This window comes from Nonomuraea wenchangensis, assembly GCF_900111685.1.
Taxonomy (GTDB): domain Bacteria; phylum Actinomycetota; class Actinomycetes; order Streptosporangiales; family Streptosporangiaceae; genus Nonomuraea; species Nonomuraea wenchangensis.
In genome coordinates, this window is record NZ_FOHX01000005.1 from 152,307 (window position 1) to 177,232 (window position 24,926).

Annotated in this window: 24 protein-coding genes; 7 read left to right on the forward strand and 17 right to left on the reverse strand. The window is 73.3% G+C overall.

The features are described from left to right. Positions 1-17: 17 nt before the first annotated feature. Complete coding sequence (locus BMW85_RS16500) at positions 18-749, reverse strand: anti-sigma factor family protein (protein ID WP_091082149.1); 732 nt, start codon at positions 747-749, stop codon at positions 18-20. Next, entirely contained in the window at positions 746-1,357 is a 612-nt protein-coding gene (locus BMW85_RS16505; RefSeq protein ID WP_091082150.1) for a sigma-70 family RNA polymerase sigma factor, read from the reverse strand. The genes BMW85_RS16500 and BMW85_RS16505 overlap by 4 nt, the downstream gene beginning before the upstream one ends. 250 nt (positions 1,358-1,607) lie before the next feature. Between BMW85_RS16505 and rsgA the strand changes: the two genes are divergently transcribed. Continuing rightward, entirely contained in the window at positions 1,608-2,708 is a 1,101-nt protein-coding gene (rsgA, locus tag BMW85_RS16510) for a ribosome small subunit-dependent GTPase A (RefSeq protein WP_091082152.1), read from the forward strand. Positions 2,709-2,787: 79 nt separating this feature from the next. Further along, entirely contained in the window at positions 2,788-3,414 is a 627-nt protein-coding gene (locus BMW85_RS16515) for a phosphoribosyltransferase (RefSeq protein ID WP_091082154.1), read from the forward strand. A gap of 27 nt (positions 3,415-3,441) precedes the next feature. On the opposite strand, the gene BMW85_RS16520 is transcribed toward BMW85_RS16515, so the two are convergent. Next, positions 3,442-3,915, reverse strand: coding sequence for an ATP-binding protein (locus tag BMW85_RS16520; protein WP_177240715.1), 474 nt, complete (start codon positions 3,913-3,915; stop codon positions 3,442-3,444). Between the two features lie 185 nt (positions 3,916-4,100). On the opposite strand from BMW85_RS16520, the gene BMW85_RS16525 reads away from it, so the two are divergent. After that, positions 4,101-4,922, forward strand: coding sequence for a Sco1979 family transcriptional regulator (locus tag BMW85_RS16525; protein WP_245774910.1), 822 nt, complete (start codon positions 4,101-4,103; stop codon positions 4,920-4,922). Between the two features lie 135 nt (positions 4,923-5,057). Beyond that, positions 5,058-5,291 carry a DUF397 domain-containing protein gene (locus BMW85_RS16530; protein WP_091082158.1) on the forward strand — a complete coding sequence of 78 codons (234 nt, stop codon included), beginning with the start codon at positions 5,058-5,060 and terminating at the stop codon, positions 5,289-5,291. A 33-nt stretch (positions 5,292-5,324) separates the two neighbouring features. On the opposite strand, the gene BMW85_RS16535 is transcribed toward BMW85_RS16530, so the two are convergent. The 5 genes from BMW85_RS16535 to BMW85_RS16555 form a co-directional block, all read right to left on the reverse strand. Then, the gene (locus BMW85_RS16535) at positions 5,325-5,966 is read right to left on the reverse strand and encodes a maleylpyruvate isomerase N-terminal domain-containing protein (RefSeq protein ID WP_091082876.1); all 642 of its coding nucleotides are present in this window, start codon (positions 5,964-5,966) and stop codon (positions 5,325-5,327) included. A 265-nt stretch (positions 5,967-6,231) separates the two neighbouring features. Continuing rightward, positions 6,232-6,543, reverse strand: coding sequence for a WhiB family transcriptional regulator (locus BMW85_RS16540; protein ID WP_080036407.1), 312 nt, complete (start codon positions 6,541-6,543; stop codon positions 6,232-6,234). A gap of 100 nt (positions 6,544-6,643) precedes the next feature. Further along, positions 6,644-7,528, reverse strand: a complete 885-nt coding sequence (locus tag BMW85_RS16545) for a sucrase ferredoxin (RefSeq protein ID WP_245774839.1) — start codon at positions 7,526-7,528, stop codon at positions 6,644-6,646. A 105-nt stretch (positions 7,529-7,633) separates the two neighbouring features. Further along, positions 7,634-9,178, reverse strand: coding sequence for a glycerol-3-phosphate dehydrogenase/oxidase (locus BMW85_RS16550; RefSeq protein WP_091082162.1), 1,545 nt, complete (start codon positions 9,176-9,178; stop codon positions 7,634-7,636). Further along, positions 9,141-9,680, reverse strand: coding sequence for a TetR/AcrR family transcriptional regulator (locus tag BMW85_RS16555; protein ID WP_091082163.1), 540 nt, complete (start codon positions 9,678-9,680; stop codon positions 9,141-9,143). Before BMW85_RS16555 ends, BMW85_RS16550 begins: the two co-directional genes overlap by 38 nt. Positions 9,681-9,711: 31 nt before the next feature. On the opposite strand from BMW85_RS16555, the gene BMW85_RS16560 reads away from it, so the two are divergent. Beyond that, positions 9,712-11,280, forward strand: coding sequence for an FAD-binding oxidoreductase (locus BMW85_RS16560; RefSeq protein ID WP_091082165.1), 1,569 nt, complete (start codon positions 9,712-9,714; stop codon positions 11,278-11,280). Positions 11,281-11,284: 4 nt separating this feature from the next. Here BMW85_RS16560 and BMW85_RS16565 read toward each other — a convergent pair whose 3' ends face one another. Next, a complete protein-coding gene (locus BMW85_RS16565; protein ID WP_091082166.1) occupies positions 11,285-11,698 on the reverse strand; it encodes a hypothetical protein in 414 nt (137 codons plus the stop codon). Positions 11,699-12,176: 478 nt separating this feature from the next. On the opposite strand from BMW85_RS16565, the gene BMW85_RS16570 reads away from it, so the two are divergent. Together BMW85_RS16570 and BMW85_RS16575 are read left to right on the forward strand one after the other, a co-directional pair. Continuing rightward, entirely contained in the window at positions 12,177-13,316 is a 1,140-nt protein-coding gene (locus tag BMW85_RS16570) for a metallophosphoesterase family protein (protein ID WP_245774840.1), read from the forward strand. Positions 13,317-13,336: 20 nt separating this feature from the next. After that, on the forward strand, positions 13,337-14,905 hold the full coding sequence (locus BMW85_RS16575) for a bifunctional 3'-5' exonuclease/DNA polymerase (protein WP_091082170.1): 1,569 nt from the start codon (positions 13,337-13,339) through the stop codon (positions 14,903-14,905). Position 14,906: 1 nt separating this feature from the next. Here BMW85_RS16575 and BMW85_RS16580 read toward each other — a convergent pair whose 3' ends face one another. The 8 genes from BMW85_RS16580 to BMW85_RS16615 all read right to left on the reverse strand — a co-directional run bounded on the left by BMW85_RS16580 (position 14,907) and on the right by BMW85_RS16615 (position 24,806). Next, positions 14,907-16,169: an MFS transporter gene (locus BMW85_RS16580; protein ID WP_245774841.1), complete on the reverse strand. Its 1,263-nt coding sequence runs from the start codon at positions 16,167-16,169 to the stop codon at positions 14,907-14,909. 103 nt (positions 16,170-16,272) lie between these two features. Next, positions 16,273-17,085, reverse strand: a complete 813-nt coding sequence (locus BMW85_RS16585; protein ID WP_091082171.1) for an MOSC domain-containing protein — start codon at positions 17,083-17,085, stop codon at positions 16,273-16,275. After that, complete coding sequence (locus BMW85_RS16590) at positions 17,082-18,284, reverse strand: Cmx/CmrA family chloramphenicol efflux MFS transporter (protein WP_091082173.1); 1,203 nt, start codon at positions 18,282-18,284, stop codon at positions 17,082-17,084. Before BMW85_RS16590 ends, BMW85_RS16585 begins: the two co-directional genes overlap by 4 nt. A 52-nt stretch (positions 18,285-18,336) precedes the next feature. Then, positions 18,337-18,909: a TetR/AcrR family transcriptional regulator gene (locus BMW85_RS16595; RefSeq protein ID WP_091082880.1), complete on the reverse strand. Its 573-nt coding sequence runs from the start codon at positions 18,907-18,909 to the stop codon at positions 18,337-18,339. A 44-nt stretch (positions 18,910-18,953) separates the two neighbouring features. After that, a complete protein-coding gene (locus BMW85_RS51070; protein WP_245774842.1) occupies positions 18,954-20,978 on the reverse strand; it encodes a serine/threonine-protein kinase in 2,025 nt (674 codons plus the stop codon). Between the two features lie 143 nt (positions 20,979-21,121). Next, positions 21,122-22,579: a YlbE family protein gene (locus tag BMW85_RS16605; protein WP_245774843.1), complete on the reverse strand. Its 1,458-nt coding sequence runs from the start codon at positions 22,577-22,579 to the stop codon at positions 21,122-21,124. Further along, the gene (locus BMW85_RS16610; RefSeq protein WP_091082174.1) at positions 22,576-23,925 is read right to left on the reverse strand and encodes an AllF/FdrA family protein; all 1,350 of its coding nucleotides are present in this window, start codon (positions 23,923-23,925) and stop codon (positions 22,576-22,578) included. Before BMW85_RS16610 ends, BMW85_RS16605 begins: the two co-directional genes overlap by 4 nt. Continuing rightward, positions 23,922-24,806, reverse strand: coding sequence for an oxamate carbamoyltransferase subunit AllH family protein (locus BMW85_RS16615; RefSeq protein WP_091082176.1), 885 nt, complete (start codon positions 24,804-24,806; stop codon positions 23,922-23,924). The genes BMW85_RS16610 and BMW85_RS16615 overlap by 4 nt, the downstream gene beginning before the upstream one ends. Between the last annotated feature and the right edge of the window lie 120 nt (positions 24,807-24,926).

Consider the following 24,926-nt stretch of genomic DNA (forward strand, 5'->3'; position numbering starts at 1 on the left):
CTGCCCCCGTTCGGCGTTCAGACCCGGACGGTCAGCAGCCGCTTGCCCGTCGAGGTCACCACCTCGAAGTGGTCGATCTCCTTCAGCGGCGTGGCGCTGCCGCCGTGCATGTAGAGCGGATCGGGCGAACCCGGCACCCCGTACCCGGCGGTGGGCACGGCCCAGCCGGTCATCACCCGCCGCTCGCCCGCCCGGCCGACCGAGACCAGCTCGCACTGGAGCGGCCCTTTGACGCCGGCCAGCCTGAGCGCGGCGTGCGTGCCCCAGCCCTTGGACTCCACCACGAGCCCGCCGGTGACGCCGTCCACGCCCTTGCCCTCGATGGGCCGCCCGTCGGCGTAGAACTGCTCGGCCGGGCCCATGTGGCCGGCGTGACCGGAGTGGTCCTGGGCGAGCTGGGCGGTGCTGCCACCGGCGAGCTGCGTGCCGACGGTCAGCCCGCCGGCCACCAGGGTGACCGCGGCGGCCATCCCGATGACGAACGTCCCCCTGCGGGTCCGCCGGTCGGCGGCCCGTTTGCGGCGCACCAGGTCGATGGCGGGACCGACCTCCGGGTCGTCGCCCGGCGGAAACAGGTCGCGCACGGGGCCGAGGCCGTCCAGCGCGCTGGCGACCCCCGCCAGGTCGGAGAGCTCGGCCCGGCAGCCGCCGCAGTGCAGGAGATGGGTCTCGAACGCCGCTTTGTCCTCCTCTTCGAGCAGGCCGAGCGCGTACGCGCCCACGTCCGTGTGCTCGACTCCCGTCGTCATGCCGTCACCCCCCTCTCCTCAAGCGCGATCCGCAGCGCGCGCACGGCGTAGTACACGCGGGACTTCACCGTGCCCACCGGGATGCCGAGCGCCGCGGCGGCGTCGTTCACCGACCGGTCCCGCAGGATCGTCTCGTTGAGGATCTCGCGGTGGGCCGGCGACAGCGCCTTCAGCGCCTCTGACACGACCACCTGGTGCAGCAGTCCCTCCATCTCGTCCGGCACGGGCATGCTCTCCAGCGGCCCGTCGCCCGACTCCCGCGGGCGGGCGTCCTTACGGCGCCGGTCGTCGATCACGATCCGTCTGGCCACCGTGGCGAGCCAGGGCATCAGCGAGACCGCGTCAGGATCGAGCCGTTCGGCGCTGCGCCAGGCCCGGATCATGGTCTCCTGCACCACGTCCTCCGCCCATTGCCGATCGCCCGCCGTCAGCCGGATCACGAAGCCCAGCAGGGGCCCGTGATACTCCCGGTAGAGCGCGGACACGGCCACCTCGTCGTCGGGCACCTCGTGCTCCGGTCGCACACGCCGGATCCAGTGGCGTGCGCGCGGCTTGCCCTGCGCGGTGGCTCCGTCGGCCGAGGGCGGGGGGTACGTGCTCGTTCGCATGTGCTCCCCTTTCTCGTGTCCGTCGCGAGGAGGTACGGGGAGCCGGCCTGGCGCGGTTCAACGAAACGCCAGACCAAAAAGGTTTGCCCGCGGGGAGCGGGATGCGTAGAGTCGTGCCGGTCGAACGATCGAGGAGGTGAGGACCATGCGGGTCGTCCTGTTCAGCGTTCCGTCAGTCCACCTCCGGGTGCGCGGCTGACGCCGCCCCGGCTCTTCTCTTCCTTCTTCGATCAAAAAGGTTTTCACTCCAGTGTCTTCTTTTGACCTTTCCCTGCTCGGCTGGACCGATTCGCGCGCCGCCGAGCTGCCCACCGACACCGTCCCGGCCCGCGTGGCCCGCGTCGACCGCGGCGCCGCCGAGGTGATCGCGGCCGACGGCCAGCACCACGTCCGCTACTCCGCGCCCGTACGCCGGGCCTCGGCCGCCGACCCGGTCGCGCTGCCCTGCGTCGGCGACTGGGTGGCGCTGCGGCTGCTGCCCGAGGGCCGCTACGAGCTGGACGCGGTGCTGCCGCGCAGCACGGCCTTCGTCCGTGGCGGCGTGAGCCGCGACTCGATCGGCGGCCTGTCCGGCGACGGCCAGGGCCAGGTGCTCGCCGCCAACGTGGACGTGGTCTTCGTCGCCGAGCCGTCCATGCACTCCACCGACTTCGCCGATCTCGGCCGCATCGAGCGGCTGGTCGCGCTCGCCTGGGAGTCCGGCGGCACGCCGGTCGTGCTCGTCACGAAGTCCGACCTGTTCGACGACGGCCTGGACGACCTGATCGCCGACGTCCGCACGGCCGCGCCCGGCGTGGACGTGCACGCCGTCTCGTCGCTGCGCGGCGAGGGGGTCGAGCTGGCGGGGGCCTACCTCGGCGGTTCCCGCACGGCGGTCATCCTCGGCCCGTCAGGGGCCGGCAAGTCCACCCTGGTCAACGCGCTGGCCGGCACGGAGGTCATGGAGACCCAGCAGGTGCGCGCCGCCGACGGGCGCGGCCGGCACACCACCGTGCACCGGGAGCTGATCCCGCTGGCGGGCGGCGGCATCGTCATCGACACGCCGGGCATCCGCAGGATCGGCCTGTACGACATGAACCAGGGCGTCGACCTCGTCTTCTCCGACATCGAGGCGCTGGCCGACCGGTGCAGGTTCGGCGACTGCGGGCACGACGGCGAGCCGGGCTGCGCGGTGCTGGCCGCCCTGGAGAGCGGCGAGCTGCCGGAGCGGCGCCTGGAGAGCTGGCGCAAGCTGCAGCGGGAGGCGGCCTGGATGGCGTCCAGGACGGACGCGCGGCTGCGCAAGGAGCAGCAGAACAAGTGGAAGCTGATCACGAAGGAGATGCGCCGCTCGGGCCGTAGCCGCCCCTGACCCCGATGTCCCGCCGCCCCCCCGGCCGTGACCTGGGCCGGAGGGGCGAGGGACGGGGTCGGATGGGTAGGCAGAGAGCATGGAGCTCTTCGCGGACCGGGCCGAGGCCGGCAGGCGCCTGGCCGAGCGGCTGCTGGACGCCCACGATCCCGTGGTGCTGGCGCTGCCGCGCGGCGGCGTGGCGGTGGCGGCGCCCATCGCGCGCCGGCTCGGCGTGCCTCTCGACGTGCTCGTCACCAGGAAGATCGGTTATCCGCAGCAGCCCGAGCTGGGAGTCGGCGCCGTCGCCGAGGGCGGTGAGCCGGTGTTCGACCGGACCTTGCTGCGCCGGCTCGGCATGACGCCCGAGTCGGTCGCGGACGTGGTGGAGCAGGAGCGGCGCGAGCTGGCCCGCCGGGTGCGCGTCTACCGGGGCGACCGGCCGCTGCCCGCGCTGGCGGGCCGCGAGGTGATCGTCGTGGACGACGGCCTGGCCACCGGCGGTACGGCTCGGGCGGCGCTGCGGGCGGTGGCCGCGGCCGGGCCCGCGAGGGTGACGCTGGCGGTGCCGGTGGGGGCGCTCGGCACGGTGGAGTCGTTGCGCCACGAGGCCGACGAGGTGGTGGCGCTGCTCACGCCGGTGGACTTCCGCGCGGTCGGCCAGTGGTACGTGCACTTCGAGCAGCTCAGCGACGCCGACGTGCTGGACCTGCTGGGACAGGTCTGAGCAGGGACCTGAGCAGGGCCGCGTGCTTCAGTTGGCGAGCACGGCCCAGACGAGCTTGCGGCTGGCGCCGGTCGTGAGCCAGCCCCAGCCGCTGCAGAGGGCGTCGACCAGCCGCAGCCCCCGCCCGAACTCGGAGAACACGTCGGGCGCGGCGGCCACCGGCACGGTGCGGCTGTGGTCGGTGACGACGCAGGCGAGCTCGGGGCCGTGGGTCAGCAGCCGGAGCTGGGCGGCGCCGCCGCCGTGCCGGATCGCGTTGGTCACGAGCTCGGAGACCACGAGCTGACACTCGAAGGCGATGTCGCCGACGCCCCACGAGCCCAGCGTCCGGTCGACGAAGCGGCGGGCGGTGGCGACGCAGGCGGGCTCCAGCGCCGTCCGTTCGTGAAAGGGGAAGACAGCGTCACACTCACCGGCGAGGCCGTCCACCAAGATGGAGAACAGCCAGCCAGGAGGCCGGGAACCGATGGCGGCTTGCGGCCGAGCGTCGAAAGTCGTCATTCTGGCCCCCGAAGCGCGGTCTGGTGATCCAATGCCCATCTTTACGGGGAGCGCTTACCAATGCAAGACTTTTCGTAGTTTACGGATGCTATCGCATCTGCACGTGCAGATGATCTAGGAGCGGTACGGTGAGCGCAGAGAGCGCGGAGGGGAAGCTTCTCAGCTATGCGCCGGGGAGCCCGACGGTGCTGCGGATCCTCCTAGGAACCCAGCTTCGCCGGCTCCGTACGCAGAAGGGTATCTCGCGAGAGGACGCCGGGTACTCGATTCGCGCTTCTCACGCCAAGATCAGCCGGCTGGAGCTCGGTCAGGTGAGCTTCAAGCAGCGTGACGTGGCCGACCTGCTCACCTTGTACGGCGTCACCGACCCCGGCGAGCGGCAGCAGCTCCTCGACCTCGCCAAGCAGGCCAACGCCCCGGGCTGGTGGCACAAGTACGGCGACGTGCTGCCCGCGTGGTTCGAGGTCTACATCGGCCTGGAGGGCGCCGCGTCGAGCATCCGCACCTACGAGAACCAGTTCGTCCCCGGTCTGCTGCAGACCGCCGGCTACGCGAGGGCGGTCATCGAGCTCGCCCACGAGAAGGCGACGAGGGCCGAGCTGGACCGCCGGGTCGCGCTGCGCACCACCCGGCAGCAAAGGCTGGAGAGCGGCCTGACCCTGTGGGCGGTCATCGACGAGGCGGTGGTGCGGCGCACGCTCGGCGGCCCCGACACCATGCGGGCCCAGATCGCGCACCTGCTGGACGTCACGGCCGAGCGCAACATCACCGTCCAGGTCATGCCGTTCGACCGGGGCGGGCACGCGGCGGCGGGCGGGCCGTTCAGCATCCTGCGCTTCCCGGAGCGGGAGCTGCCCGACGTGGTCTACATGGAGCAGCTCACCAGCGCCCTCTATCTGGACAAACCGGCCGACTCCGACCACTACATGGAGGTCATGGACAGGCTGAGCGTCCAGGCGGAGACTCCGAAGGAGACGCGCCGCTTCCTGGAACGTCTCATTTCATGACCTGCTGATATCCCTGTGATCCACTCCATACCCGGAATTTTGGTCGTCCGGTATATGGAGGTCTTCGTGCTGCCGTATTGTCCTTTCGCAAACGCGGATGCACGTGCATCCGTAAGATCGCGAGGAGCTGCCCCCATGCACGAGTTCCGGAACGGAACCCCCGCCGGCCGCCTTCCCGTCGTCTGGCGCAAGAGCAAGCGGAGCAACCCCAACGGCAACTGCGTCGAGGTGGCGACCCTGCCCAACGGGGAGATCGCCATGCGCAACTCACGCTTTCCCGAAGGGCCGGCCCTGGTCTACACGCCCGCGGAGATCGCCGCGTTCGTCCTCGGGGCCAAGGACGGGGAGTTCGACGACCTCATCGTGTGAGGTCGTCGCCATCTCCCCGGGGCGGGGCGCCGGTCAGTCCCGGGGCGCGCTGTACCAGCGCCACTCGGTAAGGCGCGGGCGTCCCGGGAGCTCGGCGCGTCCCGTCGCCCACAACAGCGCCGGCCACGGCTCGGCGTCCTCGGGGACGTCGGGGAAGAGCCGGTCAAGCACCCGCGCGCACACCTCCGCGGGCGGCTCCCACGTCAGGCCGAGGCCCTCGGCCAGGTCATGGGTGTGCACGAGCGTCTCCACGAGCCCCATAGCGGCGAAGCCCTCGGGATCGGCGTCGCCGAACCCGTGATGGGCGAGCACATCCGGCGGCGCGGTGCGCACCATCGCGGCCAGCAGCGCGCCGCACGCCTCCACCACCTGCAGCAGCCCTTCGGGCCCCGCCTCGGGCCGGGTGCGGATGGTCTCCACGGGCGCGCCCTCCCTGCGGGCATTCACCGCGAAGGGGACGTAGTCGTCCAGCGGCGGGCGTCGCGGGCCGAGCTGCGCCGCGTAGGCGAACAGGTCGTCGGCCAGGTGGTCGGCGGTCTCGCGGCACGTCCACTCCAGCGAGCCCGCCCTGTCCTCCCACGCGCCCGCGGGCGCGCCGGCGAGCAGATCGACGGCCAGATGGACGACCCGCAGCAGGTCGTCGGCCGTCACAGGAGCCCGATTCGTCCGTGCCATGCCGGGCACTCTAACGCGAGCGGCCGGTGACCCCCGATCGGGGGTCACCGGCCGCTCGCGCGTTCAGGTGCCGAAGACGAGGAGAACCCGAGCGCTCGACAGCCTGTGGGGGAGGCCGGGCATCGGGTTCCTCGTGGTTCGTGTGCGCCTGATCAGGCAGTTGCCCCGACCGGGTTCGCCAGAGCCTGGTCGTGGGGCGCCAGGCTCCGGTTCATCGGGACAACTGCGCGATCACGCGATGATGGTGTTGCTGCCGGGTGAGGTGTCAGGCCGCGGAGATGCCGGCGCTGGCCGCGCGGCGCATGCGACGGCGACGCTCGCTGGCGCGCTCGTCCTCGTTGAGACCGCCCCACGTGCCGTACTTCTCCGGCCGGGACAGCGCGTAGTCAAGGCACTCGTTGCGGACGGGGCACTGGGCGCAGATCGCCTTGGCCTTCCGCTCACGTACGTCACGCTCGGGCTGCCGCTCCCCGTCGGGGCCGAAGAAGAGCACGAGGTCCTCACCCCGGCACGCGGCATCATCCTGCCAACCCCAGCTGGGGCGCGGGCGGGCGAGCTGCCGACGTACCTGAGACATGAGAAAACCACCTTCGTGAGAGGTATTTCGGTAATTGAGCCGCATTGGACGCTTTTGGCGTCACTGTTCCAACGCAACAGCGAGCCGTGATGTTCCCTGTTCAGGCGAGGGCGGGCGTGGCGTACCGCACAGGCGTGAGCCTGTCCAGCGAAACCAGCCGGTAGGTCATGACCTTCTCGGCGCAAGCCGTGCCACACGGCGTTGTGAACGCCGATGGCTCGATCACGACCTGGAACCGTACGTCGCCGCGCCGCTTCGTGCGCACCCGCACGATGGCTTCGGTGACGTCGCCGTCCGTCCTGGAGGATTCCACGGCCACCGCGCCGACGGAGCACTCTCCCGTATGGGCTCGGGCGAAGTGCTCGACGGCTTGCAATGGCTCAGGGATGCCTGCGCGTCCCCGGTAGCGGTCGAGGATGACCTCGCCCGACCGGTACGCGTTAGCCGCTGCCAGTGCAGCAGCCTGAGACATGCTGCCGTAGAAAATTCCGTGTGGCAAGCACACGAGGTTGGCGGCGTAGCGATCGCCGCCAACGTGTGACGTTTCCCATACTCTGTCCGGCAAGTTTTCGGCCAGGGACCGAGCGAGGGGTAGTCCAATGCGGGCGCAGCACACATTGCGCTTGGCGTGCGTGCAGACCAGAAATACCGGCTCGTCTTCCAGTATGCAGGACCCTGGGACCACTCCGGCCACCAGCGCGTCCAGGTCAAGATCTTCGGGACCTGCGACGATGCCGCTCGCGAGCCAGGGACGCTCCCCTGCCGCGTACGCGAGTAGCACACGGATCCCCTGCTCCCGTGGGCGGGTCCGGCGCCCGGGACGGCGGATCAGCTGGGGCCTGATACCGCGTTCGAGCGCCCTGCGGACCAGTTCTGAGATTTCTTCAGGAAGTTCGAAGCTTTCCAAGTGAGAGGGCCAGGGGCCGGGATACTCGACGAGCAGCCACAGCCGGGCGCCCACGGTGGCGCTGGCCAGTGTGGGCACCTCCCCGCTGTGGCACCCGAGCGGATGATCGCAGCCCTTCGCCAACGCCGGTCCCTCTCTCGTTCGCCGGTAATTAGGTAAGACTAACCTAACGGAAAGGCGACATCAGAGGTGGGTGATTCGCGCGAGCACGTCACGTGTCGCGGGCAGAGCACGCTCCCTGTCCTCTTTGACCAGACCGATCCTGGTCCGCCGGTCCAGGAGGTCGCTCGCGTCGAGCGCGCCCTCGTGCTGGACGGACCACAGGAGCTCGCCGACGGTGATGCCGAGGCCGACCTCCTCCGGATGCGCGCGGACGAGCTCGTGGACGGCGGCCGCCTCGCCTCCGTAGCGCTCCGTGAGCCGGGCGGGGACGCCGTCCGCCGCACCGGTCGCCGGGGGCTCCGCGCCCACGAGTGGGATGCGCCGGGTTCTGCACCGTCCTGCCCGCAGGTTTCCGGAGGAGACCGCACGATCGACCGCGTCCTCCGCCATGCGGCGATACGTGGTGAGTTTTCCGCCGACGACGGTGACGAGGCCGCCCTCCGACAGCACCGCGTGCCGCCGGGACAGGTCCGCCGTGCGCCCGCCCGCCGCGTCGTCCTTCCCGCCGTCTGCCGCCAGGAGCGGCCTCAGGCCCGCGTACGCGCCCGCGACCGCCTCTCTGGTCACCCGAGTCCCGAGAACCCCGTTCAGCACCTCCAGGAGCGCTGTGACGTCCTCCTCGGGGGCCTCGGGAACGTCGGGCACCGGCCCGTCCACGGGCTCGTCGGTGAGGCCGACGTACACGCGGCCGTCGTGCTGGGGGAGGACCAGGGCGAACCGGTTGGTCTCGCCAGGAAGGGGCAGGTGCACGCCGGCGATCAGGCCGGGCAGCGTCCCCGGCCGCAGCACGAGGTGGGTGCCACGGGACGGGCGCAGCCGTACGTCGGGGTCCAGGGTCCCGGCCCACACGCCGGTGGCGTTGATCACCGTACGGGCGCGGATCTCGAACTCCTCGCCGGTCAGCTCGTCGCGCACACTGGCGGTCATCCCGCCGCCCGAGGCGGTGAGGCGCAGGGCGCGGCAGCGGGTCAGCACGCGGGCCCCGCGCGCGGCGGCGGTCCTCGCTATCGCCACCACCAGGCGGGCGTCGTCGAGCAGCCGGCCGTCCCAGGACAGCAGCGCGCCCCGCAGGCTCCCCGCGGGGGCGACCGGGACGAGCGTGCGCGCCCGCGCCGCGTCCAGCCGGGACGGGCCGGGCAGCAGGCGGCGCGGGGTGCGGGCGGCGGCCCGCAGCGCGTCGCCGAGCCGGTAGCCGGACATCACCAGCGCGGCCTGCCGCCGGGAGACGGCGGGGGTCAGCGGCAGCGCGTACGGATGCGCCCTGACCAGGTGCGGAGCCGTCCTGCGGAGCAGGATCCCGCGCTCGACGGCGCTCTCGTGCGCCACGCCCACCTGGCCCTTCGCCAGGTAGCGCAGCCCGCCGTGGATCAGCTTGGAGCTCCACCGCGAGGTGCCGAACGCCAGGTCGTGCGCGTCGATCGCGGCCACGCGCAGGCCGCGCGCCGCGGCGTCGAGCGCGGCTCCCGCGCCGGTCGCGCCGAGCCCGACCACCAGCACGTCGAGCCGTTCCTCGGCGACCCTGCGCAGCTCACGGGCGCGGCGGGCGGCGTTGAGCGAACTGTCCAAGATAGGCCTCCAGCAGGGCGGCGAGCTCGGCGTCGAGCTCGTCCAGGGTGACGGGGTCGAGCATGGTGGGCGCCGACAGCAGGAACGACTGGGCCACCAGCAGCACGGCCCGCGCCCTGGCCGGGTCGCCGACGGCCGGCTCCAGCAGCTCCAGCACGGCCTCGTGGGTGGCGCCGCGCCGGTCGAGCAGGTAGGGGAGCAGCAGGTCGGGGTCCGCCTCGACGATCTTGCGCCAGAGCGGGTGGGCGCGCAGCGTCCGTACGCCCTCGACGACCGCCGGGACCGGGTCGCCGAGGTCCAGCCCGGACAGCACCCGCACCCACTCCCGCGTCATCAGGTCGGCGACCAGGCTGCGCACGTCCGGCCAGCGGCGGTAGAGCGTCATCCTGGACACGCCCGCGCGCCGTGCCACGTCCGTGAGCGTCGTCCTGCGCACGCCGTAGGCCAGCACGCAGTCACGGGCCGCGTCCAGAACGCCGTCATTGTGACGAATAGCCGTCATATGTCACAGTGTACGCATGACCCGAGAACCGATGCTGTGGTGCGGCTGGGGCGATCCCGCCAAGGCCCGCGAGCTGCCCGAACAGGTACGCGGACTGCTGCGCGACCTCCTGGGCGTGCGGGCCCCCGACGCGCCGGCCACCGCCCTGGAGTCGGTCCGGCTGCCGCCGGTCGCCCTCACCCCCGCTTGCCTGGAGGCGCTGGCCGCCGTCGTGGGGGCGGAGCACGTACGGACCGGGCACGAGGAGCGCGTCCGCCACACGCGCGGCAAGTCCACGCCCGACCTGCTGCGCATCCGGGCCGGCGACGGCTCCGACGCGCCCGACGCCGTGGTGCTGCCCGGCTCGCACGAGGAGGTCGCCGACCTGCTCGCCCTCTGCGCGCGCGAACGCGTCGCGGTCGTGCCCTTCGGCGGCGGCACCTCGGTGGTGGGCGGGCTCGCCGCGAGCGCCCGCGACGGCTTCGCCGGCGTGATCGCGCTCGACCTGGCGCGGCTCGACCGGCTGCGCTCGGTGGACGCCGAGTCGATGACCGCCGAGTTCGAGCCGGGCGTGCGCGCCCCCGACGCCGAGCGGCTGCTCGCCGCGCACGGGCTGACCCTCGGGCACTTCCCCCAGTCCTTCGAGTACGCCACGCTCGGCGGCTTCGCCGCGGCCCGCTCCAGCGGCCAGGCCTCGGCCGGCTACGGCCGCTTCGACGACATGGTGGTCGGCCTCACCCTGGCCACGCCCTCCGGCACGCTCGAACTCGGCCGCGCGCCCAAATCGGCGGCCGGCCCCGACCTGCGCCAGCTCGTGCTCGGCTCGGAGGGCGCGTTCGGCGTCATCACCGCGCTGCGGCTGCGCGTTCGCAGGGCCCCGGCCGAGCGGGTCTACGAGGGCTGGCGCTTCCCGTCCTGGACGGCCGGGTCGGCGGCCGTGCGCGCGCTCGCCCAGGAGGGACCGACGCCCACGGTGCTGCGGCTGTCGGACGAGACCGAGACGATGATCGGGCTGGCGAAGCCGGACGCGATCGGCTCGGGCGGCTCGGGCGGGTGCCTGCTGGTCGCGGGCTACGAGGGGGCGTCGGTGTCCGCGCGGCGGGAGGCCGCAGGGGCCGTGCTGGCCCGGCTCGGCGGCGAGCCGCTGGGGGAGGAGCCGGGGCGGGCGTGGGAGCACGGGCGCTTCTCCGCGCCGTACCTTCGGGACTCGCTGCTCGCCGCGGGGGCCACCGTCGAGACGCTCGAGACCGCCGGGTTCTGGGCGGACCTGCCCAGGCTCTACGACGCGGTCCGGCTCGCGCTGCTCGGCGCGCTCGGCTCGCCGCTGGTGATGTGCCACATCTCGCACGTGTACGAGACCGGCGCCTCCCTCTACTTCACCGTCGTCACCCCGCAGGACGGCGACCCGGTGGCGCAGTGGGAGCGGGCCAAGTCCGAGGTGAACGCCGCCATCGTGGCGGCCGGCGGCACGATCTCCCACCACCACGGGGTCGGCCGCGACCACCGGGACGCCTACGCGGACGAGATCGGGCCGCTGGGCGTCGCCGTGCTCCAGGCGGTCAAGGCCCGCCTCGACCCCGCCGGGATACTCAACCCCGGCGCGCTGGTCGCCGGCCTCTAGGCCGTCAGTCCGGCGGCCGGTTGTCCCGGTCGGCCTCCTCCAGGGTGGCGGCGGCCTCGCTGAAGCGGTTGAGCGCCTCCTCGACGCTCGCCAGGTGGCGCAGCGCCTGGACCAGCGGGGCGCCGCCGCGTTCGCGCGTGAGCGCCACCGCCTCCTGGGCGAGCGGGAGCGCTTCGACGGCCTGGCGCCGGTCGAGCAGCATCAGGGCCGTCGTCCAGAGGCAGCGGGCGAGCAGCGCGTCGTGCTCGCCGGGAAACCTGCGCCGCAGGGCCCTGCACTTGGCGATCGCCTCGCTCATGACGTTCAGGGCCGCTCTGCCCCATTTGGGGCGGGTGGCGGCGAGGGCGAGCAGGCCCTCGATCTCGGCCGTCTCCGCGGTTCCCCTCCGGGTCGCGTCGTCCGGACCGTTACGCGTCATGGGAGCCTCCCCTGGGTGGTCCCAACCGCTTGCTTGGGGGGTGACGGTACACCATTGTGAACCTTCTGTGTTCTTCACGGCACGGAGCGTCCATGATGCGTGAAGGGTAGATCAACGTAAAGATGTGGTCATGAGGGAAGCGGCGGCCGAGCGTGGAAAAAGGCTCTCCTCGCGGGAGTCGGAGGAAGGAGCGGGATGGGCCTGCTCACAAATGGGCACATTCGCGGCGTTAAGACCGGATGAGCGGGGCTTCACCTGGCTCAACGCGAGCACATTGTGGCGCTCGCGCAACGAGATCCTGGCCGGGCTGTTCGGGGATCCGTCGGGCGAGGTGAGGGCGCGATGGGTGGCGGAACAGGAAGTCCGAGGGGCAGATCCGGAATTTCGCATCAGGCCGCCAGTAAAGGGAAATTTCGATTTCCTCCTGCTGGGTGACACCGGCGAGGGCGACGCCTCCCAGTACGCCGTCGTCCCCCCGATGCTGAAAGTGGGCGCCGGCACCGCTTTCGCCGTCATCGCCAGCGACGTGATCTATCCGACCGGATCCGGCGACGAGTACGGCCCCAAATTCTTCCGCCCGTACAAGGACTACGACGCCCCCATCTACGCGATCCCCGGCAACCACGACTGGTACGACGGACTCGGCGGTTTCATGCGCGTCTTCTGCGACGCGCCGCCGCTCAAGCCCCAGCCGGACCGCGGCCTGCGCGGGCTGCTCTGGCGCAAGCCGGAGACCATCGACGAGACCCTGCTGAAGGAGGCCCGCGCGCTGCGCGGCCGGCCCTCGCAGCAGGGGGCCCAGCAGGGGCCCTACTGGGCGATCGAGACCGACAGCCTGCTCATCGTCGGCGTGGACACCGGCATCAAGAACGTCATCGACGAGGGCCAGACCGCCTGGCTGCGCCGGGTCTCGCTCGACCCGCGCCCCAAGATCCTGGTGACCGGCAAGCCGATCTACGTCAACAACGCGTACAAACCGTCGGCGCTGGCGGGCGGCGGCACGATCGACGACATCGTGCGCGACCCGGCGCACCGCTACGTCGCGGCCATCGGCGGCGACGTGCACAACTACCAGCGCTATCCGGTTCGGGTGGGCGACCGCGTCATCCAGTACGTCGTCTCCGGCGGGGGCGGCGCGTTCATGCACGCCACGCACACCATCGACCGGGTCGACGTGGCCGAGGTGGCCGAGGACGACTTCAAGTGCTATCCGCTGCGCGGCGACTCCCTGTCGTACTACAGCCACCTCTACGCCCGCAGGCTCCGGGTGCGCTGGCTCTACCTGCGGCCGAGGGAGGCCGTGTGCATCATGGCGGAGCGGATAGGGAACGAGCCGCCCCGCACGCCGGAGGGACCGGTCAAGGTCACCCGCCGGATGCGGTGGGCGGCGCGGGTGCTCGGCGCCTGGCCGTGGCCGCTGCGGCTGCCGGTGGGCAAGACCAACCACCGCTTCCTGTCGGAGCTGTCCGACTGGGACGTGCCGCCGTTCTTCAAGCACTTCCTGCACGCCTCGGTGACGCCGCAGGAGCTGACGCTGCGGTGCTTCGCCGTCACCGGCTGCCTCGCCCAGGAGCTGGAGCCGCCCGTCGAGGACGAGGTGCGCATCAGTCTGTCGTAGCCGTTTGGCACTCTTGAGACGTGTACGTGGTGGTCGCCGGAGAGACGGTGCTCCCGGTCGGGGGCGAGGTGAGCCGTCCCGCCGACCTGGCCGCGGCCGTGCGGGAGATCGAGGCGGCCGAGCGGCCCCGGTGGGTGTGGGCCGACACGCGCGAGACCTATCCGGCGCTGCTGGAGTCGGGTGCGCGGGTCGGCCGCTGCCACGACCTCGCGCTCACCGAGGGCCTGCTGCTCGCGTACGAGGGCCGTCACGGCGAGAGCCGCACGGCCATGGCCGCCCACGCGCGGCTGCGCGGGCTGCCCGTGCCTGAGGAGGCGCCGAGCCCGCCGGGCACGCTGTTCGCGCCGGAGCCGATGGCGGCGGAGGCGGTGGCCGAGGTGCTGGCCGACCAGCTCCGGCGGGTCGCGGCGCTGCCCGAGCCCGGCAGGTTCCGGTTGCTGGTGGCCGCGGAGTCGGCGGGCGCGCTGGTCGCCGCCGAGATGACGCACGAGGGCATGCCCTGGCGCAAGGACCTGCACGACGAGCTGCTGACCGGCCTGCTCGGGCCGCGGCCCGTGCACGGCATGCGGCCGGCCAGGCTGCAGGCGCTGGCCGACGAGGTGGCCGCGGCGTTCGGCCGCCCGGTCAACCCCGACTCGGTGCGCCAGCTCGTCAAGGCGTTCAAGGATGCCGGGGTCGAGCTCAAGAGCACCCGGTCGTGGGAGCTCAAGCGGGTCGAGCATCCCGCCGTGGCGCCGCTGCTGGCCTACAAGGAGCTGGCCAGGCTGTTCAGCGCGCACGGGTGGGCGTGGGCCGACCAGTGGGTGCGCGGCGGGCGCTTCCGCCCCGAGTACGTCGTGGGCGGCGTGGTGTCCGGGCGCTGGGCCACCAGCGGCGGCGGCGCGCTGCAGATCCCCAAGGTCATGCGCCGCGTGGTGGTGGCCGACGAGGGATGGACGCTGGTCGTGGCCGACGCCGCCCAGCTCGAACCCCGGGTGCTCGCCGCCATGGCCGGTGACGTCGGGCTGGCGAGGGCCGCGGGCGAGATCGACCTCTACTCGGCGCTCGCCACGTCCTTCGGCGGGCAGCGCGACCACGCCAAGATCGCCATGCTGTCGGCGATGTACGGCGGCACCAGCGGCGATGCCTCCAAGCTGCTGGCCGTGATGCGGCAGCGCTTCCCGAAGGCCTACCAGTTCGTGGAGGACGCCGCCAAGGCGGGGGAGGAGGGCCGGCTGGTGCGTTCGTGGCTGGGCCGCACCAGCCCGCCGCCGTCGGCCCGCTGGCGTGAGCTCGTGTCGGGGCCCGAGGGCGGGCGCGCGGCCCGCGACCGGGGCCGCTTCACCCGCAACTTCGTGGTGCAGGGCACCGCGGCGGAGTGGGCGCTCGCGCTGCTCGCGGTGCTGCGCGGGCTGCTGCCCGAGCCGGCCGGGCTGGTGTTCTTCCAGCACGACGAGGTGATGGTGCACTGTCCGCGCGAGCAGGCCGGCGAGGTGGTCGCGGCGGTGCAGACGGCCGCCGCCGAGGCCACCCGCCTGCTGTTCGGCGACACCCCGGTCCGCTTCCCGATGGAGGCGGTGCCCGTCACCTGCTACGCCGACGCCAAGTGAGTCACGGGCGGGAGCGCACCGCCAGGAGCCAGATCCCGGCGACGGCGACCATGACGCCGACGACCAGGCCCAGGAATCCGTAGGACAGCACGCCGACGATCGCGCCCGCGACGATCGTGCCGGTCGCGCCGCAGACGTTCATGATCAGGTCGGACAGCCCCTGGACGGAGGGGCGGCGCTCGATCGGCACCGACTCGGTGACCAGCGCCGAGCCGGCGACCAGCCCGCACGACCAGCCGAGGCCGAGCAGGAACAACGCCGCCGTCACCTGCCCGACGTGGTGCCCGGCGGTGCCGGCGAGCGTGGCGGCGGCCAGCAGCAGCGCCGTGCCGAGCAGCAGCACGGGCACCTTGCCCGCCTTGTCCGCCAGCCAGCCGACGAGCGGCGAGAGCATGTACATCCCGGCGATGTGCAGGCTGATCACCAGGCCGATGACGTCCAGCGTGGAGCCGTCGTGGTGGAGCTTGACCGGGGTCATCGACATGACCGACACCATGGCCGTGTGGCTCACCGCGATCATGACCAGGGCACGGCGGGCCGCCGGGGTGGTGCGCAGGGTGTCCCAGGCGGTGCGGATCGTCCGGTTCCCGGCGGGTCCGTCCTCGGCCTTGCCGTCGAGGCGGCGGGCCAGCCGGAGCGGGTCGGGGCGCAGGAGGCCCAGGACGATGATCATCGCCACGGTGAAGGCGAGCGCCGCGAACGCGAACGGGCCCGCCTTGTCCACCAGCCCCAGCTGGATGCCGATCAGGTCGGTGGGCTCGGCCAGGTTGGGGCCGGCGACGGAGCCGATGGTCGCGGCCCAGACGACCAGCGACAGGTGCCGGGCCGAGCGGCCCTTCGGCGACAGGTCGGTGGCCGAGTAGCGCGCCGCCAGGCCGCCCGCGCTGCCGCCGCCCACCAGCACCAGCCCGGCGAGGAGCAGCGGCCAGAGGCGCAGGCTGATGGCGGTCACCGAGATCGCGCAGCCGGTGAGGGCGGCCGCGTACGCGAGGGTGAGCCCCGCGCGGCGCCCGCCCCTGCCGGACGCCTTGGCGGTGGGCAGGGCCAGCAGCGCCGCGCCGAGCGTGGTCGCGGTCCCCGCGAAGCCGCTGATGACCGTGGACCCCGACAGCTCGTCCACGACGACCGAGCTGAGCGCGAGCCCGACCGCGACCCCCACGCCGCCCATGATCTGGGCCGCAGACAACACGCCCAAGGTGCGGCGTTGGATGCCCGGGATCGGGTCAGGCAGGGATCCGGCGGGCTTCGTGGGGGCGCTGGTCACTTGTGAAGTCTCGCATGTACCCCAACAACACCCCAAAGAAGGACAGCAACCGTTTTCCAGGTGCGAAGACCTTTTTCTGCGATATTTCAGGAACGGCGATCACTCAGAGGACCGTGAGTGGATCGCCCACCTTGATCCTGCCGGTCGTGTCCGGGATCAGGTTGATGCCGAACCAGACCTTGCCGTCCCACTTGCGGTGCCGGGACAGCGTGCGGATGGGCTCCTTGCCCTTCGCGCGCGTCGCGGGGTCGATGGTCGTGAGCACGCAGCGGTCGCAGCCCTTGGTGACCCGGAAGGCCACGTCGCCGATCCTGAGCCGCTTCCACTCGTCCTCGGCGAAGGGGGTCGCGCCGTCCACGACCACGCTCGGCCGGAACCGGCGCATGGACAGCGGCGCGGGCGGCTCCTCGCCGCGCTCCAGCGCGCCCTCCGCGATCCATTCGTCGAGCCTCGCCAGCGAGGCGGTCGTGGTGAGCAGCAGCGGGGCGCCGTCGGCCAGGCTCACGCTGTCGCCGGGCTTCCCGTACGGCGGGCCGATGCGGCGGCGCGTGGGGTCGTCGAGCCACTTCAGCCGGACCGGCCGCCCGGCCAGCTCCGACAGCCAGCGCGCGGCCGCGTCGCCGCAGTCGGTCAGCTCCACCGGAGTGCCCCACACGTCGACCGTGGACAGCGTGCCGTCCGGGACCACGGGGAACGGATCGGCGTGCGGCCCGGTCAGGGTGAGCCGTTCGCCGTCGAGCCGGGCCACGCAGGACAGCAGCCGGGGCTCGTCGCGGGCGGTGAGCATGTCGCCGTGCTCGTCGATGATCAGGTAGCGGCGGTCGCCCGCCAGGCCCCAGGGCTGCACCTCGGCCTCGGTGAGGTCGTGCCCGGCGGTCGATTTGATGGGGTATCGGTGGATGCTGGCCAGCCTCATAGCGCTGACCGTACCGCAGGGGCCCCGGCCTGGTCCCGGGCCGCGGAAGCCTCCCCGCGGGACAGTCGCGCCGACAGCGCGACCGCGGCGAGGGCCGCGACGCCGATCGCCGCGCCGAGCCACGAGACCGACGGATAGCCGAGGCCCGCGTCGATGACCAGGCCGCCCAGCCAGGGGCCGGCCGTGATGCCGGCGTTGAAGGCGGCGACGTTGCCCGCGGCGGCGAGCGTCGGCGCGCCCTCCGCCAGCGTGAAGGCGCGGGTGTTGAGCGCCGGGTTGGTGGCGAAGCCGAACGCGCCGAGCAGCACGACCAGCACGACGGCGAGCACCGGGACCGGGGCGGCCAGGGCCAGCGCCGCCGAGACGACGACCAGGCCCGCGACGCCGGCGAACAGGGTCGGGAACGGCCGGGCGTCGGCGGTCCTGCCGCCGATCGTGATGCCGGCGAGCGCCCCGACGCCGTAGCCGGCCAGCACGGCGGGCACCCAGGCGGGGGCCAGGCCGGTGGTGACGGTGAGCAGCGCGCTCAGGTAGCTGAAGGTGGCCAGCAGCGCGGCGGTGGCGAGCGCGGTGGTGCCGTACGCGAGCCAGAGGCGGGGGTTGACCAGCGCGCGCAGCTCCGCGCCGACCCGCGGCGGCGCGTCATCGCGCCCGCGGCCGCCCGGGATGGTGGCGAGCACGCCCGCGCCCGCGAGCAGCGTCATCGCGGCCACCGCCCAGAACGCCGCCCGCCAGCCGAGGTGCTGCCCGAGCACGGTGCCCAGGGACAGCCCGAGCACGGTCGCGACGGTCAGTCCGCCCGCGAGTACGCTCATCGCCCGGCCGCGGGCGCCGGCGGGCACGAGGCCGATGACGGTGCCCGCCGCCACGGCCCAGAAGCCGGCGTACACGAACGCACCGGCCACCCTGGTGACGAAGAGCGTGGCGTAGTCGGAGGTCAGCGCGCCGACCACGTGGGACAGCGCGAAGATCACCAGGAACGTCAGCAACGCCGTGCGCCTCGGCCATCGCAGCGTCACCACGGCCAGCACCGGAGCGCCCACCAGCATCCCCATCGCGAACGCCGAGATCAGCAGCCCCGCGCGCGGCACGGACACCCCGAGGTCGGCGGCCAGCTCGGGCAGCAGCCCGGCCAGCATCAGCTCCGAGGTGCCCTGCGCGAAGATCGACAGGCCCAGCACGTAAACCGCCAAGGGCACGGCGGCCTCCCTAGTTTTAGATCGGTCAGTTCAAAATTCGGGCACGAAAAAATCAGAGCACGCCCAGCGCGGTCCGCGCGACGGACTCGAGCGCGGCCCGGTCGGCTCCGCCGCGCGCCAGCACGCGCAGCCCGGAGACGGTGGCGGTCACGAACCTGGCGAGCGCCAGCGGGTCCTTATCCGGCGCGAGCTCGCCCCGCGCCCGGGCCTGCTCGAACGCCGCTCGCATGATCCCCACCCGCAGCTCGGTGTCGCGCCGCAACATCTCGGCGATCTCCGCGTCGCGCGGCCCCAGCTCGATCATCGAGTTGACCACCAGGCAGCCGTCCGGGTCGTCGGGATCGGGGGCGACCGCCCAGCCCAGCACGGTGGCCACCTTCTCCCTGACCGGCAGCTCGCCGTCCATCAGCTCGGCCAGCGCGGCGTCGCGCTGGTCCATGTAGCGGCGCAGCGCCCTGCGGAACAGGTCGTGCTTGCCGGCGAAGGCGTTGTAGACGCTGCTGCGCCCGAGCCCGGTGGCCGCGCAGAGGTCCTGCGTCGAGGTGGCCTCGTAACCTGCCCGCCAGAAGGCGCGCATCGCCGCCTCGACCGCGGCGTCCTCCTCGAACGTCCTCGGTCGTGCCATGGCGGCCACGCTAGCACGTTCTGGAACGGTTGGTGCAAAACTGGTCAGGTGGTCTTACGGAAGGTGTTCAGGAACACCTTGCGCATGTCGGCCTGCTCGTCCCACTTCAGCTCGGGCACGTCGAAGGTGATCGTGAACGCGGTGGAGTCGTCCACGGTGACGTACCGGGTCAGCGCGTGCATGGGGACGCCGGCGGCGGTCGTGTACGTGTACTCCCAGTCGGCCGCCTTCCAGCCCCGGTAGTTCACGCCCTGGAGCTGCACCTGGATGTAGCTCTCCCGCCCGCCCTCGGACTCCCGGTGGCTCAGCTCCGCCAGGCCGCCGTCCGTCTCCGGGGTGGCGTCCTCGACCACCACGCGCAGGCCGGAGTCCTTCGGCCCGGTGAACGTCGCCACGCCGCCCGACGCCGTCAGCTTCCAGCCCTCGGGCACCGCGACCTTGAACCCGGCCGGGGTCTGCTCCCGGTAGCCGCCGGGCGCCGCCGACGGCTCGCTCTGCAGGGTGCGCGCGGTGGCCGTCGCGGCGGGCGGCTCGGCCACCGGCGTGGGGGAGCCGCCGCTCGACAGGCCGAGGATGGCCGCGACGATCGCGCCGCCCACCACCACCAGGGATCCGCCGATCGTGAGCGCCGTGGGCCGGCCGTCGCGCATCCACAGGCCGTCGTCGTCCTCGGCCCTCCGCCGGCTCCTGCCCGTGCGCGGCGCGGCGGACGGCAGCCGGGTCAGCCGGCCGGGGCGCAGGTCGTCGGTCAGACCGCGCGAGTGCTCGCGCAGGTCGTCGGGGGAGGCCAGCGGCCACGGGGTGTCCGCCGGGCCGGCGGAGCGGCTGTCCGTGGTCAGCGGCAGGATCGGGCGCGGATGCGGTCCCGACCCGTCGATCAGGTCGTCGTCCGGCTCCGCGGGCAGGCCGGGGGGCGGCCCGCCGGGGTAGCCGTGGTCGCCGAAGCCCTGCGGACGCGGGATCTGGTCGGTGCGGTGGCTGCCGGACGTCGTGGCCGGCCCCTCGTACGGCATCGCGTGCCCGCCCGACGGGCTGGTGAGCGGGTCGTAGGGGACCCGCACCGGCCCCGAGGGCGTCTCCACGATCCGCGAGGGCATCGGCCCCGAAGGCGGGTCCAGCGGCGGCAGCAGGTCGGCGGACACCGGCTCGATCGGGCTCGGCAGCGGCTCGGGCGTGCGCGGCCGGACCGAGCCGTGCGCCCGCAGCACCGCCTCCAGCATCTCGACGACCTGCGGGGCGGTCAGCCGCTCCGCGGGGTTCTTGCGCAGCAGGCCCTCGATGACCGGCATGAGCGAGCCGGCGCGCTGCGGCGTGATCGGGGGCTGGGTGAGCACCTGGCCGAGCACCGCGACCGGGTCAGGACCCTCGTACGGCGGCCGTCCCTCGACGGCGGCGTACAGGGTGGCGCCGAACGACCACAGGTCGGCCGCCTGCGTGATCGTCTGCCCCGACAGCCGCTCCGGCGGGATGTACGCCGGCGACCCCATGAGCAGCCCGGTCTGGGTGATGGTCACGTCGCCCTCGATCGCCGCGATGCCGAAGTCGGTCAGCACGACGCGGTCGGAGGTCAGCAGCACGTTGCCGGGCTTGATGTCGCGGTGCAGGATGCCGGCGGCGTGCGCGTGCATGAGCGCGTCGAGCACCCGGATGGCGATCTCGGCCGCCTGGATCACCGGCAGCGGCCCGCTCTGGCGCACCGCCTGCTCCAGCGACCACGCCCGGACCAGCTCCATGACGATCCAGGGCCGCCCGTCCTCCTCGACGACGTCGTGGACGACCACGATGCCGGGATGTTGCAGCCGGGCGGCCGACCTCGCCTCGCGCAGCATCCGCCGGTGCGCGAGCTGCTTGCCCGCGGCGTCGAGCCCGTAGGGCAGCATCAGCTCCTTGACCGCCACGTCCCGGTCGAGCAGCACGTCGTGGGCGTGCCACACCATGCCCATGCCGCCTCGGCCGACCGGGGACATCAGGCGGTAGCGCCGGCCGACCAGCCGGCCCTGGCCGGTGGCGGCGCCGCTCGCGGCGTCCCCTTCCTGGCCGGGTCCGCTGAGCAAGCGGTCCGCTGCCATGATCCCGCCCCCACTCCCTCATCCGTCACGTGCGTTCATCACGCTACTTGCAGATTATGAGGTTCGTTACGATAACGGCGGCGAATGCGCAAGGGAAGCTGATACGTCGTTACATCGCCCTTGACGTGCAGAAATGCCGAATTTCAAATTGGATCATTTACTTCCGCGGCCAAAGCCAGCAAAGCGGCCACGAACGCCTCCGCGGGTGGTTCGACCAGACCTGCCCCGACCTGCCCGGTTCCCGGGACGCGGCCCGCGATGCCGGTGTTGACCACCGGCAGCACGCCCGTCCTGGCGACCAGCGCCACGTCGATGCCGACCGGCGTGCCGCGAAAACCCAGCCCCGGAATCTGGTATGCCGGATGCTCGGCGAGCGTGATCTCGTACATCGAGCGGGTGGCCCGCACCGCGTCGGCCACCTCGCCGCCCACGAAACGCACGATCGCGGGCGCGGCCGCCATCGCGAAACCGCCGAGTCCCGCGGTCTCGGTGATCGTGGAGTCGCCGATGTCGGGGTTGGCGTCCCCGGGGCCGTACGAGCCGAGATAGAGCCCGTCGGGCACCCCCGCGGGGCCGGTGAACCAGCGCCCGCCGAGCCCCGACACCTGCACGCCGAAGTCGGTGCCGTTGCGGGCCATCGCCACGACCATGGACGAGCCCGGCACGTCGCGGGCGGCGTCCGTGGCGGCCTTGGCCGCGGCCATCCCCGCGTTGAGGAAGAAGTGGTCGTTGCCGGCCATGAAACGCAGCACCTGCGCCGCCCGCCCCGGAGCGGCCTCGACCACGGCCGGGGCCAGCTCACGCAGCAGCAGCGAGGTGGCCGCGCGGTTGCGGTTGTGCAGCTCGTCGCCCATCTGCAGCGCCTGCGCGACGAGCGCGCGCAGGTCGAGCGGCCCGGTCGCGGCCAGCGTCGCGGCGAGCACCGGGCCGAGCACCTCGTCCATCCAGCGCAGCCGCTCCAGCACCTCGGGGCCGTACGCGCCGTACCGCAGGACCTTGCCCAGGCCCTCGTTCAGCGAGCAGTACGCGAGGCCGCCGTGCTCCTCGTCGCGCACCTCGAACATCCACATCGACGGGCTCACCACGCCCGCCATCGGCCCCACCGCGCCGTGCTCGTGGCAGGGCCGCAGCGCCGCCTCGCCGGCCGCCAGCCTGCGCTCCGCGTCGCGCTCGTCGCCCGCCCGGCCCTCCAGCAGCATCGCGCCGATCAGCGCGCCGCGCAGCGGCCCGGACGCCCGCTCCCAAGTGATCGGCGGCCCCGCGTGCAGGAACGCGCCGCCCGCCAGCGCCTCGCCCAGCACCTCCGAGGCGCGCCTGACGCCCACCAGCTGCGGCCTCGCGGCGGTCAGGCGGCGGGCGGCCAGCTCGTTCGCGGCCTGCCTGCGCGGGTCGGACAGCACCGAGACCAGCGCCTCGGCGGTGCCCGGCAGCGGCGGGCGCCAGTCCACCGGCGTCGTGGCCACGGCCTGCGCGGCCAGGGACTCGTCGAGCAGGCCCGCCCCGACTGTGACGACGCGGGACGGGGCGGACAGGAACGGCGCGGACGGGGACGGCCCGGACGAGGACGGGCCCGGCAGGGACGGGGTGGGTGGGAAGGTCACAGGAGGCTCCTGGCGTGCCGGGCGGCCTGGGCGTTGGAGAGGTGCACGGCCGCGCCCGCCTCCCGCAGGGCCGCCGCCTGGCGGTGCAGGTCCTGCGGGTCGCCGCCGGTGCCGACCAGCGCCACGACCACGGTGGCCGGCGTGCGGGCGATGGCGGGGGCGAGCGTCACGGCGGGATCGGGGTCGGCCGCGTGGCCGAGTACGACGTCCATGAGCACCACGTCCGTCTCCGCCGCCCGCGCCAGCGCCTCCACGCGCGGCGCCGGGTCGATCATCGGGTGCGGGCGGCCCCGCGTGTAGGCGTCGTCGCCGTAGTCCACGAAGTCGCCCTGCCCGGCGACCAGCGCGGCTTCCGCGCTCAGCGTCCCGCCGGAGTAGAGGCCCTTGAGCGCCTTGCGCGCGCCGCCGCGCACCGGGCCGGGCCAGGACGGCCACTCCGGCACCGGCCGCCCGAGCGCCCGCAGCGCCGCCTCGGCCGCGCCGGTCAGGTCGGTGGCGTCCTGCCCCAGCAGTGCGCTGATCACCGGCGTGCGCAGCCCCGCCACGGCCTCCGCCACAACCCGCGCCACCTCCGGCGCGGGAGGCTTGGAGATCAGCACGATCAGCTCGGTGGCCGGGTCGTCGTCCAGCAGGCGCAGCGCGCGCAGCGTGGACAGGCCGCCGACCTCGGCCGACAGGTCCCTGCCTCCCACGCCCAGGATGTGGCTGACCCCTGTCCCCGCCCAGTCGAGCAGCGAGGTGACCTGCTGCGCGCCGGTGCCGGACGCCGCCACCACGCCGACCGGCCCCGGCGTGAGCACGTTCGCGAACCCGAGCCCCACCCCGCCGATCGAGGCGGTGCCGCAGTCGGGGCCCATGACCAGGACGTCCCGCTCCTCCGCCAGCTCCTTCAGCCGCCGCTCCAACGCGACCGGCACGCCGTCACTGAAGATCATGACCGGCAGCCCGGCCACCACCGCGTCGTACGCCTCGCAGAACGCGTGCTCGCCCGGCACCGAGACCAGCGCCAGCGCGGCGGGCTCGCGGCGGATCGCCGACCCGGTCGTCAGCGGCGGCTGCCCGTCCGCCCCGGCCTCGCCGGGCCGGGCCGGCTCCGCGAGCCACCGGTCCGCCTCCGCCACGGCCGCGCCGGGATCGTCGGCCCGTACGGCGATCAGCAGGTCGCCAGGACCGGCCGGCGGCACGGTGAAGCCGAGGTCGCCGAGCACCGCCACGTTCAGCTCCGTGGCCATGGCCACCATGGCCGCCTCGACGCCCGGCGTCGCCGACAGCGCCCTGCTCACCCGCATGAGGCGTACCGAGTCGTGGTAGGCGCCCTTGCGGACGAGGACGACCTCCCCGCTCACGGCCGCCCGCCCGGGTGCCCGGCGAGGGAGAGCACCGCGTCTACGCCGATGGCCATCCCCTGCGCCAGGTCGGCCCCCGAGGTGTGGCCGACGCGGCGCAGCCGCCGCAGCGCCGGTTCCAGCTGCTGGGCGCCGGCGACGCCGCGCAGCACCGCCGTCACCTCCGGGCTCGCCTCGCCACGGGCCGCGCAGTGCAGGAGCGTCGCCGACAGTGGAGTGGTACGGGTGCGCGCGTCGAACGTCACGGTCGCCGCCAGCCAGCCGGCCAGCCACACCGCCCGCTCCGTCCCCGTCGCCGTACCGAGGTGCCGGAGCGTCACCAGCAGCCCGGCCAGCACGTCGTCGCCGCTCGGCGTGAGCCCGGGACCGAGCCCGACCAGTTGCTCGGCCGCCGTCGCCATGCCCAGCAGCCAGCCGCGCCCGCAGGCCGCCGCGAGCGCGGCCACCACGCCGTTGCCCGGCAGTCCGGGAGCGGGCTCCGCCGGCCGGGCGAGGACCGCGGCGGCCGCCTCCAGGCTCGCCAGGTCCACCTGTCCCAGCGGCGGGGCGGGATCCCACCAGCGCCGTACGCGCAGGCTCAGCGGCCCGAGGTCCACGCCCCGGTCGCCCACCCACGCCTCCTCGCCCATCTCGACCCTGGGCAGTCCGCCCGCCAGCAGCACGGAGTTGGGCAGCCGGACCGCCTCGCCGGTGATGACCGCGATCACCGTCGGCTCCAGCTCCGTCCGCACCTCCAGGTAGACCCCGGCGGGGAACGCCGCGAGCACCCGGGCGGGCCGCCGCGGCGCCTCGAGGAGCGGGCGGACCGCGGTGCTGGCCGCTCCCGAGACGTGGGCGCGGTTGCGCCGCGCGGACGTGCTGACATGGACACCGACGGGCACCGGACCTCCCTGACCGACCTTGGACCTGACCGTAGAACGGTCCGCGAACCCTCCGTACGGAGAAATTTGCCAACAGTGCGCGGGAAGGTTGGCTCTTCCTGACAGACCGTTCCGGGGGTC

Excerpts from the sequence above, each read along its gene's own strand:
- BMW85_RS16500 (WP_091082149.1), bottom strand. The coding sequence starts at position 749 with ATGACGACGGGAGTCGAGCACACGGACGTGGGCGCGTACGCGCTCGGC.
- BMW85_RS16505 (WP_091082150.1), bottom strand. The coding sequence starts at position 1,357 with ATGCGAACGAGCACGTACCCCCCGCCCTCGGCCGACGGAGCCACCGCG.
- BMW85_RS16515 (WP_091082154.1), top strand. The coding sequence starts at position 2,788 with ATGGAGCTCTTCGCGGACCGGGCCGAGGCCGGCAGGCGCCTGGCCGAG.
- BMW85_RS16520 (WP_177240715.1), bottom strand. The coding sequence starts at position 3,915 with ATGACGACTTTCGACGCTCGGCCGCAAGCCGCCATCGGTTCCCGGCCT.
- BMW85_RS16530 (WP_091082158.1), top strand. The coding sequence starts at position 5,058 with ATGCACGAGTTCCGGAACGGAACCCCCGCCGGCCGCCTTCCCGTCGTC.
- BMW85_RS16535 (WP_091082876.1), bottom strand. The coding sequence starts at position 5,966 with ATGGCACGGACGAATCGGGCTCCTGTGACGGCCGACGACCTGCTGCGG.
- BMW85_RS16540 (WP_080036407.1), bottom strand. The coding sequence starts at position 6,543 with ATGTCTCAGGTACGTCGGCAGCTCGCCCGCCCGCGCCCCAGCTGGGGT.
- BMW85_RS16555 (WP_091082163.1), bottom strand. The coding sequence starts at position 9,680 with ATGACGGCTATTCGTCACAATGACGGCGTTCTGGACGCGGCCCGTGAC.
- BMW85_RS16560 (WP_091082165.1), top strand. The coding sequence starts at position 9,712 with ATGCTGTGGTGCGGCTGGGGCGATCCCGCCAAGGCCCGCGAGCTGCCC.
- BMW85_RS16565 (WP_091082166.1), bottom strand. The coding sequence starts at position 11,698 with ATGACGCGTAACGGTCCGGACGACGCGACCCGGAGGGGAACCGCGGAG.
- BMW85_RS16570 (WP_245774840.1), top strand. The coding sequence starts at position 12,177 with ATGCTGAAAGTGGGCGCCGGCACCGCTTTCGCCGTCATCGCCAGCGAC.
- BMW85_RS16585 (WP_091082171.1), bottom strand. The coding sequence starts at position 17,085 with ATGAGGCTGGCCAGCATCCACCGATACCCCATCAAATCGACCGCCGGG.
- BMW85_RS16595 (WP_091082880.1), bottom strand. The coding sequence starts at position 18,909 with ATGGCACGACCGAGGACGTTCGAGGAGGACGCCGCGGTCGAGGCGGCG.
- BMW85_RS51070 (WP_245774842.1), bottom strand. The coding sequence starts at position 20,978 with ATGGCAGCGGACCGCTTGCTCAGCGGACCCGGCCAGGAAGGGGACGCC.